The sequence below is a fragment of the Sutcliffiella sp. FSL R7-0096 genome (genome assembly GCF_038595065.1).
In the GTDB taxonomy this organism is placed as follows: Bacteria; Bacillota; Bacilli; order Bacillales; family Bacillaceae_I; genus Sutcliffiella_A.
This window is the reverse complement of the sequence record NZ_CP152003.1, coordinates 3,338,607-3,352,133: the sequence shown is the minus strand read 5'-3', so window position 1 is coordinate 3,352,133 and position 13,527 is coordinate 3,338,607. Positions and strand designations below refer to the sequence as shown.

The 13,527-nt window shown below is 43.6% G+C and carries 12 protein-coding genes and 1 other RNA gene; 10 read left to right on the top strand and 3 right to left on the bottom strand.

Annotated elements, in window-relative coordinates; genetic code table 11:
- Positions 1 to 3: 3 nt before the first annotated feature.
- Together aspS and ssrS are read left to right on the top strand one after the other, a co-directional pair.
- Positions 4 to 1,776: an aspartate--tRNA ligase gene (aspS, locus tag MKY77_RS17220; RefSeq protein ID WP_339149850.1), complete on the top strand. Its 1,773-nt coding sequence runs from the start codon at positions 4 to 6 to the stop codon at positions 1,774 to 1,776.
- A 65-nt stretch (positions 1,777 to 1,841) separates the two neighbouring features.
- Positions 1,842 to 2,031, top strand: a non-coding RNA gene (ssrS, locus tag MKY77_RS17215) — 6S RNA.
- A 189-nt stretch (positions 2,032 to 2,220) separates the two neighbouring features.
- Here the strand turns inward: ssrS and MKY77_RS17210 are convergent.
- Positions 2,221 to 2,673 carry a hypothetical protein gene (locus tag MKY77_RS17210; RefSeq protein ID WP_339147012.1) on the bottom strand — a complete coding sequence of 151 codons (453 nt, stop codon included), beginning with the start codon at positions 2,671 to 2,673 and terminating at the stop codon, positions 2,221 to 2,223.
- A gap of 200 nt (positions 2,674 to 2,873) precedes the next feature.
- Between MKY77_RS17210 and MKY77_RS17205 the strand changes: the two genes are divergently transcribed.
- Positions 2,874 to 3,641, top strand: a complete 768-nt coding sequence (locus tag MKY77_RS17205) for a tRNA threonylcarbamoyladenosine dehydratase (protein ID WP_339147011.1) — start codon at positions 2,874 to 2,876, stop codon at positions 3,639 to 3,641.
- A 314-nt stretch (positions 3,642 to 3,955) separates the two neighbouring features.
- Here MKY77_RS17205 and MKY77_RS17200 read toward each other — a convergent pair whose 3' ends face one another.
- Positions 3,956 to 4,648 carry an RsfA family transcriptional regulator gene (locus MKY77_RS17200; RefSeq protein WP_339147010.1) on the bottom strand — a complete coding sequence of 231 codons (693 nt, stop codon included), beginning with the start codon at positions 4,646 to 4,648 and terminating at the stop codon, positions 3,956 to 3,958.
- Between the two features lie 136 nt (positions 4,649 to 4,784).
- On the opposite strand from MKY77_RS17200, the gene MKY77_RS17195 reads away from it, so the two are divergent.
- Positions 4,785 to 5,039 (top strand): hypothetical protein, encoded by a 255-nt coding sequence (locus tag MKY77_RS17195; RefSeq protein WP_339147009.1) that lies wholly within the window; start codon positions 4,785 to 4,787, stop codon positions 5,037 to 5,039.
- A gap of 106 nt (positions 5,040 to 5,145) precedes the next feature.
- On the opposite strand, the gene MKY77_RS17190 is transcribed toward MKY77_RS17195, so the two are convergent.
- Entirely contained in the window at positions 5,146 to 6,417 is a 1,272-nt protein-coding gene (locus MKY77_RS17190; RefSeq protein WP_339147008.1) for a replication-associated recombination protein A, read from the bottom strand.
- Between the two features lie 197 nt (positions 6,418 to 6,614).
- On the opposite strand from MKY77_RS17190, the gene MKY77_RS17185 reads away from it, so the two are divergent.
- From MKY77_RS17185 to MKY77_RS17160, 6 genes are all read left to right on the top strand, one after another.
- Positions 6,615 to 7,253: a YitT family protein gene (locus MKY77_RS17185; RefSeq protein ID WP_339147007.1), complete on the top strand. Its 639-nt coding sequence runs from the start codon at positions 6,615 to 6,617 to the stop codon at positions 7,251 to 7,253.
- A gap of 31 nt (positions 7,254 to 7,284) precedes the next feature.
- Positions 7,285 to 7,701 carry an Rrf2 family transcriptional regulator gene (locus MKY77_RS17180; RefSeq protein WP_047969452.1) on the top strand — a complete coding sequence of 139 codons (417 nt, stop codon included), beginning with the start codon at positions 7,285 to 7,287 and terminating at the stop codon, positions 7,699 to 7,701.
- A 73-nt stretch (positions 7,702 to 7,774) separates the two neighbouring features.
- Complete coding sequence (locus tag MKY77_RS17175) at positions 7,775 to 8,923, top strand: cysteine desulfurase family protein (RefSeq protein ID WP_339147006.1); 1,149 nt, start codon at positions 7,775 to 7,777, stop codon at positions 8,921 to 8,923.
- Positions 8,924 to 9,174: 251 nt separating this feature from the next.
- The gene (gene mnmA, locus MKY77_RS17170; protein WP_339147005.1) at positions 9,175 to 10,290 is read left to right on the top strand and encodes a tRNA 2-thiouridine(34) synthase MnmA; all 1,116 of its coding nucleotides are present in this window, start codon (positions 9,175 to 9,177) and stop codon (positions 10,288 to 10,290) included.
- A gap of 87 nt (positions 10,291 to 10,377) precedes the next feature.
- Entirely contained in the window at positions 10,378 to 11,031 is a 654-nt protein-coding gene (locus tag MKY77_RS17165; RefSeq protein WP_339147004.1) for a tetratricopeptide repeat protein, read from the top strand.
- 19 nt (positions 11,032 to 11,050) lie between these two features.
- Positions 11,051 to 13,453, top strand: coding sequence for an ATP-dependent RecD-like DNA helicase (locus tag MKY77_RS17160; protein ID WP_339147003.1), 2,403 nt, complete (start codon positions 11,051 to 11,053; stop codon positions 13,451 to 13,453).
- The last annotated feature ends 74 nt before the right edge of the window (positions 13,454 to 13,527 follow it).

Here is a 13,527-nt window from a genome sequence, read left to right as displayed (position 1 = left end):
ATGATGCAAGGAAGAACATATAACTGTGGCGAAGTACCACAATCATCAATCGGAGAAGTAATCGAATTAAAAGGGTGGGTGCAAAAGCGCCGTGACCTTGGAGGACTTATTTTCCTAGACCTTCGCGACCGTACTGGAATTGTTCAGATCGTGTTCAATCCCGATGTATCTGCAGAAGCTCTTCAAACAGCAGAAAATGTACGTAATGAATATGTTTTATATATAAAAGGGAAAGTGGTTGCACGTGACGAAGCCACTGTGAACCCTAATCTGAAAACAGGTGCGATCGAAGTCCAAGCGGAAACGATCGAAGTGCTGAACGCAGCAAAAACACCGCCATTCGTCCTAGACAACAAAACAGAAGTCAATGAAGATATACGGTTGAAATACCGTTATCTAGACCTTCGTCGTCCGGTGATGTTCGACACATTGAAGATGCGCCATGATGTGACACGCTCCATCCGTGAATTCCTAAATGACCAACAATTCATGGAAGTGGAAACACCTATCTTAACAAAAAGCACGCCAGAAGGGGCGCGCGATTACCTAGTACCAAGCCGTGTACACCCTGGTGAGTTCTATGCACTGCCACAATCCCCACAAATCTTTAAGCAACTTTTGATGGTTTCGGGTGTGGAACGCTATTATCAGATTGCCCGCTGCTTCCGTGATGAGGACCTTCGTGCAGACAGACAGCCTGAGTTCACACAAGTCGACATCGAAACATCATTCTTATCTCAAGAAGAGATCATCGGTATGATGGAAGAGATGATGAGAATGGTGATGAAGAATACCAAGGGAGTGGACGTTCCAGAAAACTTCCCGCGTATCACCTATCAGGATGCCATGAGCAGATACGGTTCCGATAAGCCGGACACCCGTTTTGACATGGAGCTCGTTGACCTTTCTGAACAGGTGGCAGAGTGTGGATTTAAAGTATTCAGTGCGGCCGTTAATAATGGTGGCCAGGTAAAAGCAATCAACGTCAAAGGAGCGGCAGGCAAGTACTCCCGTAAAGACATCGATGCCTTGACTGAATATGTTGCGGTATATGGAGCAAAAGGTCTAGCTTGGTTAAAGGTTGAAGCAGAAGGATTAAAAGGACCAATCGCAAAATTCTTCAACGAAGAAGAACAACAAGGCTTCATTAAATCCCTTGATGCTGAGGAAGGGGACTTGATCCTTTTTGTGGCTGATAAAAAGTCAGTGGTGGCCGATGCACTTGGCGCACTACGCATGAAGCTCGGAAAAGAGCTTGGCCTTATCGACGATAGCAAGTTCAACTTCCTATGGGTAACAGACTGGCCGTTACTGGAGTATGACGAAGAAGCGGGCCGCTACTTTGCCGCCCACCATCCATTTACGATGCCAGTACGTGAAGACCTTCCATTACTTGCAACAAATCCTGGTGAAGTCCGCGCACAAGCCTATGACTTGGTATTGAACGGATATGAACTCGGCGGAGGATCCCTACGTATTTATGAACGTGATATCCAAGAGAAAATGTTTGAAGTACTTGGATTCAGTAAAGAAGAGGCAACAGAACAATTCGGCTTCCTTCTTGAAGCATTCGAATACGGAACACCTCCACATGGTGGAATCGCGTTAGGCTTGGACCGTCTAGTCATGTTGTTAGCTGGCAGAACGAACCTGCGTGACACCATTGCATTCCCGAAAACAGCGAGTGCAAGCTGCATCCTTACAGAAGCTCCAAGTCCTGTAGCAGGTGGGCAATTAGACGAGCTACATTTGTCGCTGGCTGTCAAAAAAGAGTAGATTTTCCTATACGGTGATAGCTTGAAAATAGCTATCCCCTGTGTTAAGATTACTTCAAGAAGTCGCAAGTCCTGATGTGTTCGTCGTATAACCTATTGTTTTGACCGAACAATAGATTATACGGGAGCTCAGAGTTTTCGTCGCTGCGTAAAAGCCTTCCTCGTGAGGACTTACTACATGCATGAAACAGAGCACCCACCTGCTGTGAGCGGGGATCAAAACGAAGGCATCGACGACGGCACGATTGGGACTTGCCTACATACGGATTAAAAACCGGTACTGTGCTCTATGGCGTGGTGCCGGTTTTTTTGTTTTTTAGACTTTATCTTCTTACTCTATTGTTCTAAAACTCCCGGCGCCTCCAAAAGCCAAACAACATTGCACTCTTTCCGCTTAGAAATCAAAAAAACAACCCTCATCCAAATGAAGGTTGTCTAATAATTATTACCTCGCTGACTTCCGGTATCCCTTTGCCTGCGCCTCTTCCTCTGTATGGAACCATTCCACCGGGGTCGTCCGGTTATAGAAAACGCCTCCAGGAACATGATAGATATACTCACCACGTGCGTTCTTGTTCGCTTTTATCAAAGGAGGTTCCTCTTGTTGGTTCACGGCTTCTTCTTGTTCATTTGATGTTTCTAAGGCTTTCGAGCCCTGGAGATTCGATTCTTCATTAGTGACCTCCAAAGTATTTTGATTGCCCTCTACCTTCGAAAAACGCTCATTTTCCTTCGACTTCTCCAATGTCGCAGCAATGGCTTTCAATGTCTGCTTCACTTGAAACGAGGTTGTTTCCCGTGCTATTAACTGCTTATTTGTTTTGTTCAAGCGAAAGATTGTTACTAACCCACTGCCAATCACTAAGAAGAAAGATAAGGCCTTAAACAGATTTTTCATTACAAACTCCCCGCCTTCAATAAAAATAAATATCCAATAACTATTCCCTATATTATAAGGCATATAAACCTATTTTTGTAAAAAAACAAAATTCCTATCCGACTACTTGCTTTTCATCCAAAGTATGTTATATTCGATTTCGGGTACAATCTTTAAAAGACGTTTGAAATGAAACAAGCGATAAATGGAGTTGATATGCAATGTTACACCAATTTTCAAGAAATGAATTGGCAATAGGAAAAGAAGGATTGGAAACACTTAAAAATAGCACGGTTGCAGTATTAGGAATCGGTGGGGTCGGTTCTTTTTCAGCAGAAGCATTGGCACGTTCCGGCGTTGGACGCCTTATTTTAGTGGATAAAGATGATGTGGATATCACAAACGTAAACCGTCAAATTCACGCACTCATGTCCACAGTGGGGCAGCCGAAAGCGGACCTTATGAAAGCGCGCATTCAAGATATCAATCCTGACTGTGAAGTCATAGCTCTTAAAATGTTCTACACAGAAGAGACTTATGAAGAGTTCTTCAGCTATGGTTTGGATTATGTCATTGATGCATCTGATACGATTTCCTATAAAATCCACTTGATGAAAGAGTGTTTAAAGCGGAAGATTCCGATGGTTTCCAGTATGGGAGCGGCAAATAAAATGGATCCAACAAGATTCAAAATGGCTGACATCTCTAAAACTCACACAGATCCTATTGCGAAGGTTATTCGTACACGACTTCGCAAAGAGGGAATTCACCGTGGCATCAAAGTGGTTTTCTCGGATGAAAGCCCGATAATCATTCGGGAAGATGTCCGTAAAACGGTTGGGAACGATAAAGCGGAAATTCGTAAGGCGAAAATGCCACCTTCCTCCAATGCATTCGTACCATCTGTTGCAGGGCTTATTCTTGGCGGATACGTGATCAACGATATCCTGAAGGATGTTAAAATCCAGCGTGTTGGTGGCCAGCAATAATATTATTTACTTCAGAGGTTTTCATTATATTAATGAAGACCTCTGTTTGTGTCGATTCACATGTAAAAGGTCTTCATCGCTGTTATGAAGACCTCTGTTTGTGTCGATTCACATGTAAAAGGTCTTCATCGCTGTTATGAAGACCTCTGTTTGTGTTAATTCACATGTAAAAGGTCTTCATCGCTGTTATGAAGACCTCTGTTTGTGTCGATTCACATGTAAAAGGTCTTCATCACCGTTATGAAGACCTCTGTTTAAGTTTTGTTCCATGTAAAAGGTCTTCATCGCCGTTATGAAGACCTTTTTTAGGGGACTTACATCACTTCATCCTGGACTCCACCGGTCATTCTTCTTGCACGGTCCATGATCTGGACCAGCATTTCGTAATCTTCGTTTATGGCAACTTGCTGTTCTTCTAAATTCTTGAGCTGCTGTTCCAGGGACTGGTTTTTCTGTTTTAGTAACTGATTTTCCTTTTGTAATCTTTCACTTTCCAACTGCAAGCGATAATCAGAGTTTTGATTTTGTTGGAAGGTTTGTAGGAAATGAATACAGTCATCCAAGGTAATCGAAGTATCAACAGCTGCATTCCTTACCGGAAGAGGTGCATATTCTTCATCTTCCATGTCATATTCGAACGGAAGCTTGTTTTCATTTTCGTTTGAAGCTGTTTTGGGTGCTGGCAGCCATTCCATTTCCAGAGAAGGTGTGGTAACTTTTTTAATTGAAACCGGCTCTCCTTTTTGTTTCTGTTGTAGCTTTGCTAATTTTTCTTGCGCTCGTTTTTTCTCTTTTCGTTGCTTTTTGGCTATGGCAACGGCAGGTTCATATTTCTTCCTGACTTCTGCATTCCATCTGAATCCACAAGCGGCGGAAGTGCGGTTTAACGCATCGCCAACCTCTTCGAAGGCGGCAAGTTGTGTACCGCCATCGCGTATGTATCGTAAAACAGTCTCTGCAAGTAATAAATCATCTTCGTGAGACCATGCATCCTGTCTGACTTTCATCCTTATCCACTCCTTGAAACGGTCTTTTTTACCCATCATTTCCACAAAACAAAAGAAATATACGGAAGATTACTAGAAAAAAGAGGAAAACTCTTTAGTTTACGAGAACATTCATGGGGAAATGGGAGGAATGGAAATGGGAAAAGTGGTAGGATTTGAGATTAGCAGCCAAAATTCGAATGAGGCAACGAAATTTTATCAAGAAGTCTTCGGTTGGAATAACGGTGAAGAAAACTGGGATTATTGGCCTGTCAGTACGGCTGAAACCAGCATAAATGGTGGAATTGCAAAAGGAGAGAGTGAGTATCCTCAGAGAACGCGCATCCAGATTGAAGTGGATTGCTCGAAACAGCAATTGGAAAACCAAAGGCGAGCGGCGCGATGGTTGTGAGAGAGAAGATGGAGTTTGAGACTTTCTTACTAGCATATCTCGCGGACCCGACAGGTAATGGTATAGGGCTTATTGAAAAGAAATAAGAAGGGAATTTAATCCCTCCTTACTTTTTCTTCTTCGTATTTTCATATATCTGCCCTAGGGCCGTTTCAAATTTACTCGTATCTTTCGGTTTATAGTAGGATTTATGCTTCAACTTGTCAGGTAAGTATTGCTGGGCAACCCATCCACTCGCATAGTCATGTGGATACTTATATTCGACACCTCTTCCAAGGTCAGCCGCCCCTTTATAATGGGCATCCTTTAAGTGGGCGGGCACTTCCCCGACCAGCCCTTTCCGGATATCGGCCAATGCTTCATCCAACGCTTTATAGGCAGAATTGGATTTAGGAGATAGGCAAAGCTCGATGACTGCATTTGCCAAAGGAATACGTGCTTCTGGAAACCCGAGTCTCTCTGCCGCCTCGATGGCGGAGAGTGTGCGTGCCCCGGCCTGCGGGTTGGCCAAACTGATATCCTCATATGCGATGACAAGCAACCGTCTTCCGATACTAACGAGATCTCCCGCTTCAATCAATCTACCCAAATAATGAAGGGCCGCATCTACATCACTGCCCCGGATGGACTTTTGAAAAGCGGAGAGAACATCATAGTGCCCGTCTCCGTCCTTGTCATGATAAAAGCTTTTTTTCTGCAGGCATTCTTCGGCCGTTTCCAAGCTAATGACTATACTTCCATCTTCATTTGGACTTGTGGAAAGCACTGCAAGTTCCAATGCATTCAGCGCTGAGCGCACATCCCCGCCGCACCCGTTCGCAAAATGTTCTAAAGCTCTGGCATCAAGATTAATCTCTTGTTCTCCAAGCCCCCGTACTTTATCTTGCAATGCCTGCATGATGACATGCTTAATTTCTTCTACTGACAAGGGATGAAGCTCAAAAATCTGGCATCTGCTCCGGATGGCAGGGTTGATGGCGTGATAGGGGTTGCTCGTGGTTGCTCCGATCAGAACGATCCGCCCATTTTCAAGGTGAGGTAACAGAAAGTCCTGTTTTGCCTTGTCCAAGCGATGCACCTCATCAAGGATAAGGATGACCTTGCCTGACATTTTCGCTTCTTCTGCGACTATTTCCATATCTTTTTTATTGTGGACGACCGCATTCAATGTGCGAAAAGCATATTGCGTACTACCGGCAATGGCTGTTGCTATCGACGTTTTTCCTATCCCTGGCGGCCCGTAAAGGATCATGGAAGAAAGGTGTTTGGCTTTTACCATTCTTTGAATGATTTTCCCTTCTCCCACCAGATGCTCCTGGCCAACCATTTCCTCTATCGTTCGCGGCCTCATCCGAAAGGCCAGTGGTTTGTTATTCATTGAGATAAACACCTTCCTGCTTACAATGACATGTAATGTCCCATACCCACTGTACCACAATTATCATCATGGTTTAAAATGTAAAACCTATGGAATTATGCTATAATAGGATAGATTTTAAATAGATACAGAAATTAGCGAAGACAGAAGGGTAGAGAAGCATGCAAGGAGAGCGGAGTTTAGGGAGAAAATTGTTTATGGCGAAATGGTCCATCTATTTCATCGGACTACTCATCATGGCTTTTGGGATTGTATTGATGATACGTGCAAACCTTGGCAGTGCGCCATGGGATGTTTTTCATATTGGACTCTTCTACCAGATTGGATTGACGATCGGTACATGGTCCATCATTGTAGGCTTTTTTATTTTGATGATTTCTTCTATTATTTCCAAAAAGCTGCCTCAGATTGGAGCTTTTCTGAATATGCTTATGGTCGGGATTTTTATTGATCTGTACTTGATGGTTCCCCAGTTGCATACTCCAGATACAATCATGGGTAAAATTACGATGCTTGTCTTGGGGATCGTGATCATCGGAGTTGGAATTGGCGTGTATATTTCATCGCGTTGCGGTGCCGGACCAAGGGACAGCTTGATGATTTCCTTGACCCAAGTGACTGGCTGGAAAGTGCAATATATTAGATTAGGAATGGAATTAGTAGTATTATGTTTAGGTTGGCTATTGGGTGGTCCGATTTTCATTGGGACCATACTATTCAGTCTTACCATTGGAAGCATCGTCGGCTTGACTTTGCCGGCCTGTCAAAAAGCTACGGACTTAATACTTTATAAAATTCAACATAGAAATGATAAAAAGGTTACTCTTCAAATATAGAAATTGAATAGAAAAAGTAGGGGTGTTCGAAATGAAAATTTCAACCAAGGGACGTTACGGGTTAACCATCATGATTGAACTTGCAAAAAATGTAGGGGAAGGTCCGCTTTCCTTAAAAACCATTGCTCAGACACATGACTTGTCAGAGCACTATTTGGAGCAACTAATTGCTCCATTACGTAATGCAGGCCTTGTAAAAAGTATAAGAGGTGCATACGGAGGATATATTTTAGCAGATGAGCCGACGAAAATTACGGCCGGAGACATTATTCGCGTACTCGAAGGACCAATCAGCCCTGTTGAAGTGATTGATGATGAAGAGCCGGCAAAGCGTGAACTATGGATTAGGATCCGTGATGCGGTGAAGGACGTATTAGATAGCACAACATTAGACGATCTGGCCAATTATGAAGGCGGAGATCAAGAAGCATATATGTTTTACATCTAAGTTCCCCATTAAAGATAGTTATGCAAGGAGTGGAACAAGGGAACAGTAACTATTATGAAAGGAGGCGTCCTCATTGAAACAGATCTATTTAGACCATGCAGCAACGGCACCAATGCACCCGGCTGTCCTCGATAGTATGCTTCCTGCCATGAGAGAAGATTTCGGAAATCCCTCGAGCATCCACGGATTTGGCAGAAAAACGAGACATTTGGTGGATGAGGCAAGACATGTTGCTGCCAAAGCTATAGGTGCGAAAGAAACGGAAATAATTTTCACAAGCGGCGGGACAGAAGCGGACAACCTGGCCATACTTGGTGTAGCCAGGACAAACAGTTCTCGCGGCAAGCATGTCATCACGACGCAAGTCGAGCACCATGCCGTTCTTCATACTTGTGAGCAATTGGAAAAGGAAGGGTTTAAGGTTACCTATCTTCCAGTAGATGAAAAAGGACAGGTGGGACTAGAAGACTTAAAAGGCGCATTGACAGATCAAACCATCCTCGTAACCATCATGTTTGGGAATAACGAAGTGGGCACCGTGCAGCCAATAAAAGAAATTGGAGAAATGCTGAAAGAACATCCAGCCTACTTTCATACGGATGCCGTCCAAGCCTTCGGTCTTCTTCCGATCAATGTGGAGGAACATGGCATCGATTTTCTCTCCATGTCATCACATAAAATCAATGGACCAAAAGGTGTAGGCTTTTTATATGCAAGGTCAGGTGTGAATTTCTCCACTCTTACCTATGGCGGGGAACAGGAACGGAAACGCCGTGCAGGGACAGAAAATGTGGCAGGTATTGTCGGCTTGAAAACCGCGATTGAACTCAGTACAGAGGAAGCGGAAGAAAAGGTGACATTATATAACAGCTTTAAAAATAAAATGCTCCAAATATGGCAGGAGGAAGAAGTTCCTTTTGAAATAAACAGTGCTGCAGAAGAAACGTTACCACATATCCTGAATGTCTATTTTCCGGGAACAAATGTGGAATCTTTGTTAGTGAATCTGGACTTGTCAGGGATTGCCGTATCAAGTGGATCAGCGTGCACAGCAGGCTCCATTGATCCTTCTCATGTCCTTGTAGCCATGTTCGGAAAGGATTCGGATAAAATTGCATCATCTATCCGTTTCAGCTTCGGCCTTGGCAACACGACAGAAGATATCACATTCGCTGCAAAAGAAACAGCAAAAGTCGTTAAACGACTATCACGAAAGAAATAATATGTTTGAAGGTTGATAAGAGACGCCTGTTGGTTGGAGTGGAAGGAGTGAGACTCCTCGAAAATGCTAACGCATTTTCTTCGTGCGATGAATCACTGCTGTAGCATTTCTTGTCCTGTGGGAGAAAACGGTAGCTTGAGACCCCGCAACGAAGTGAGGAGGCTCAAGCACCGTCCCGCGGAAAGCGAACTCTTGAAACGCAAAGCAACAGAGTTATATAGAATATTTAAATTAAATACGGGGTGATCAAGATGACAAAAGCACCAAAAGATACCCGTGTAGTAATAGGAATGTCTGGTGGAGTGGATTCATCCGTAGCAGCCCTTCTTCTAAAAGAACAAGGCTACGATGTAATCGGTATTTTCATGAAAAACTGGGACGACACCGATGAATTTGGGGTTTGTACGGCAACGGAAGACTACAACGATGTCATCCGTGTCTGCAACCAAATCGGAATCCCTTATTACGCGGTAAATTTTGAAAAACAATATTGGGACAAAGTGTTCCAATATTTCTTAGATGAGTACAAAGCAGGACGCACGCCAAATCCTGATGTTATGTGTAACAAAGAAATCAAATTCAAGGCTTTCCTTGAGCATGCATTGGACCTTGGAGCCGACTATTTGGCAACAGGGCACTATGCACAAGTGGAATTTCGTGATGGCGAATACAAAATGCTTCGCGGCCTTGATGACAATAAAGATCAAACCTATTTCTTAAATCAACTCGGTCAGGAACAACTTTCTAAAGTAATGTTCCCGATTGGCAATATCGAAAAGTCAGAAGTTCGTGAAATTGCAAAGCGTGCAGGTCTTGCGACAGCAACGAAAAAAGATAGCACAGGAATTTGCTTCATCGGCGAACGCAATTTCAAAGAATTCCTGAGCGGTTACCTTCCAGCTCAACCAGGAAACATGGTGACGATGGATGGAGAAGTAAAAGGGAAGCATGACGGATTAATGTATTATACAATCGGACAGCGTCATGGTCTTGGTATCGGTGGAAGCGGGGATCCGTGGTTCGTAATCGGTAAGGATCTGGAAAAGAACGTTTTGTATGTGGGGCAAAGCTTCCACAATGAGTTGCTATATTCCGATTCCATAACCGCAACCGATATCAGTTGGGTGTCCGATCATCCACCTGCTGACGGGACAGCTTGCACAGCCAAGTTCCGTTATCGCCAGTCCGATAATAAAGTAACCATTCAACACCTAGAAGATAACAAAGTAAAAGTTATCTTTGATGAACCGGTACGAGCGATTACTCCCGGACAAGCTGTTGTCTTTTATAATGGCGACGAGTGCCTTGGTGGGGGTACGATTGATCATGTGTTCAAAAACAACGAGAAGCTTTGGTATGTAGGCTAAAAGTGAAAACCTCGATTCCATAGGGAATGGAGGTTTTCTCTGTGATATACTAAAAAGACTTATTAAATGGATGAGGTGTACGTAAAGATGTTAGATAATAATGCATTAGGGATTCAATACCTTCAAGAAGGAAAATATGAGGAAGCGCTCACGGCTTTTTCAAAAGAAATAGAAGAAAATCCGGATAATGCGGTAGCGTATGTTAACTTCGGAAATGTTCTAAGTGCTGTTGGTGAGTTAGAAAAAGCGATGAAGTTTTTCGAACGTGCGTTGGAGAAAGACGGCACAATCGGAACTGCTCACTATGGGCTTGGAAATGTATTTTACCAGCTTGAAAAATGGAATGAAGCAAAAGATCAGTTTGAACTTGCGCTGAAAAAAGGTGTTAAGGACAGTGATATCTTCTTTATGATGGGGATGACTCTTTTGCAGTTTGAACATGCAAAACTTGCGCTCCCTTATTTTCAACGTGCTGTAGAATTAAAGCCTGAAGATGCTGAAGCGAGATTCCAGTACGGGCTTTGCTTGGCGGGACAAGGCCTGATTCAAGAAGCTACAGCAGAGTTTGAAAAAGTGATAGAGGCTGATGACATGCATGCAGATGCATACTACAACTTGGGAGTTGCTTATGCTTATCAAGAAAACAGGGAAAAAGCATTAGAGAATCTTGATAAAGCATTGGACGTTCAGGCAGATCACATGCTTGCGGCACATGCTAAGAAAATCCTGACAGAAAACTAGGGAACGGAGGGAAATTCCCATGAAGGACCAAAAGCAACAATCCTCTCTCGATCTTTTCGAGGAACATGAAAAGTTTATAAAAGGTTCGCATCTTGTTACTATCTTCCATAATGAATCCAATATGTATTCGGTCGTGCGGATCAGAGTGACGGAGACGAATGTTGCTTATGATGAAAAGGAAGCGGTCGTCACAGGCTATTTCCCTCGGATACATGAAGATGAGACTTACATATTTTTTGGACAGATGAAGGATCACCCTAGGTTTGGGCTTCAGTTTCATGTAGAGCACTTTCGTAAGGATATTCCACAAACAAGACAGGGGATTGTCCAGTATTTATCAAGTGATTTATTTTCAGGGATCGGAAGAAAGACGGCAGAGAAGATTGCCGATGCCCTTGGTGAGAATGCTATTTCAAAAATTCTGGAAAACCCTTCAGTATTGGACTCCATTCCAAAGCTTGCTGGGGATAAGGCAAAACTTCTCTATGACAGCCTGATGGAGCATCAAGGCCTCGAACAGGTCATGATCGCATTGTCCCAATTTGGTTTTGGTCCACAGCTTTCCATGAAGATTTATCAAGCCTATAAAGATCTGACAATTGAAACCCTCCAAAAAAATCCATATCAACTAGTTGAAACGATAGAAGGAATCGGATTTGCCCGGGCAGATGAACTCGGCAATCACTTTGGAATATCCGGAAACCACCCAGATCGCATTAGAGCAGGTTGCCTATATATGCTTGAGCAGCATTCCATGCAGGAAGGGCACTGCTTTGTAAAAGAAGTCCAGCTTATTGAGGCAGTGGTAAGGCTTTTAAATGAAAAACAGCATGGGCTTGTTTCAGACTCTGACATTTCTCGGGAAATTTTGCAACTGACAGAAGAAGGGAAGCTAAAAGCGGAGGAAGGTCGAGTATATCTTCCTAGCCTTTATTTTTCCGAACAAGGTATAGTCACGAATATCAAAAAAGTTCTGGAGCAAACCCAATATGCAGACCAGTTTCCAGAGTCCGAGTTCCTGCTTGCATTAGGTGAGCTTGAGGACAGGTTGAAGGTACAATATGCCCCCTCTCAAAAAGAAGCCATCCAGCAGGCACTTATGACCCCAATGCTGCTTTTAACAGGTGGCCCTGGTACCGGGAAGACGACTGTCATTAAAGGGATTGTTGAATTATATGCAGATCTGCACGGTTGTTCCCTTGAACCGAATGATTATGACAAAGATGATCCATTTCCCATCATGCTTGTGGCACCGACTGGCCGCGCTGCCAAACGGATGAGTGAAGCAACGGGCCTGCCTTCCTTGACGATACATAGGCTTTTGGGCTGGAACGGTTCGGAAGGTTTTCAACATGATGAAGAAAATCCGATAAAAGGGAAATTGCTGATAGTCGATGAGGTATCAATGGTTGATATCTGGCTTGCCAATCAACTTTTCAAATCCCTCCCTGAAGATATTCAAGTAGTTTTGGTGGGAGATGAAGACCAATTGCCTTCAGTGGGACCAGGACAGGTGTTAAAGGATTTGTTGGCATCCAAAGTCATTCCCACTGTGCAACTGACGGATATCTATAGACAGGCAGATGGATCCTCCATTATTGAGCTGGCACATGATATGAAGGATGGAGTAGTACCAGCTGATATTTTTTCGGGAAAAAAAGACCGCTCCTTTATAAAATGCGGGCAGGCTCAGATATTGGATGTAGTGAAAAAGGTCTGTGCCAATGCACAAAGTAAGGGGTACACAGCAAGGGATATCCAAGTACTCGCTCCCATGTACAGGGGAAATGCGGGGATAGATAAACTGAATGAAATGCTTCAGGAGCTGTTCAACCCTAAAAGTGAGCAAAGGCGTGAACTCAGCTTTGGGAATGTCGTGTACAGGACTGGTGACAAGGTATTGCAACTTGTGAATCAACCGGAAAGCAATGTGTTCAACGGGGATATCGGAGAAGTTGTTTCCATTTTCTATGCGAAAGAGAACACAGAGAAACAAGATATGGTCATTGTGTCATTCGATGGGAATGAAGTGACCTATACGAAACAGGATCTCGGTCAGATAACACACGCATACTGCTGCTCCATACATAAGTCGCAAGGAAGTGAGTTCCCGATAGTAGTTTTGCCAGTGGTGAAAAGCTATTACAGGATGTTGAGGAGGAACCTATTGTATACGGCTGTAACACGTGCCAAACGCTTCTTGATATTATGTGGGGAAGAAGATGCATTGAAGCTTGGTGTGCAGCGAGCGGATGAGCAGGCAAGGCAAACGTCTTTAAGGGAACGGCTACAAGTGAAGCAGTCTATAGATATAACGGAAGAAGATGACGATGATCCTGTTTTACAGGAGATTCCATTCTGGAGGGATGCGAATATCGGCATGGAAAACGTCAGTCCATATGATTTTATGGATGACGAATAAGCGACGCTGTAAACTATAAAATTTACTATGGGAAAGAGGCTAGTCCACCTTTGGGCAAGCCTCTTTTGACTGAT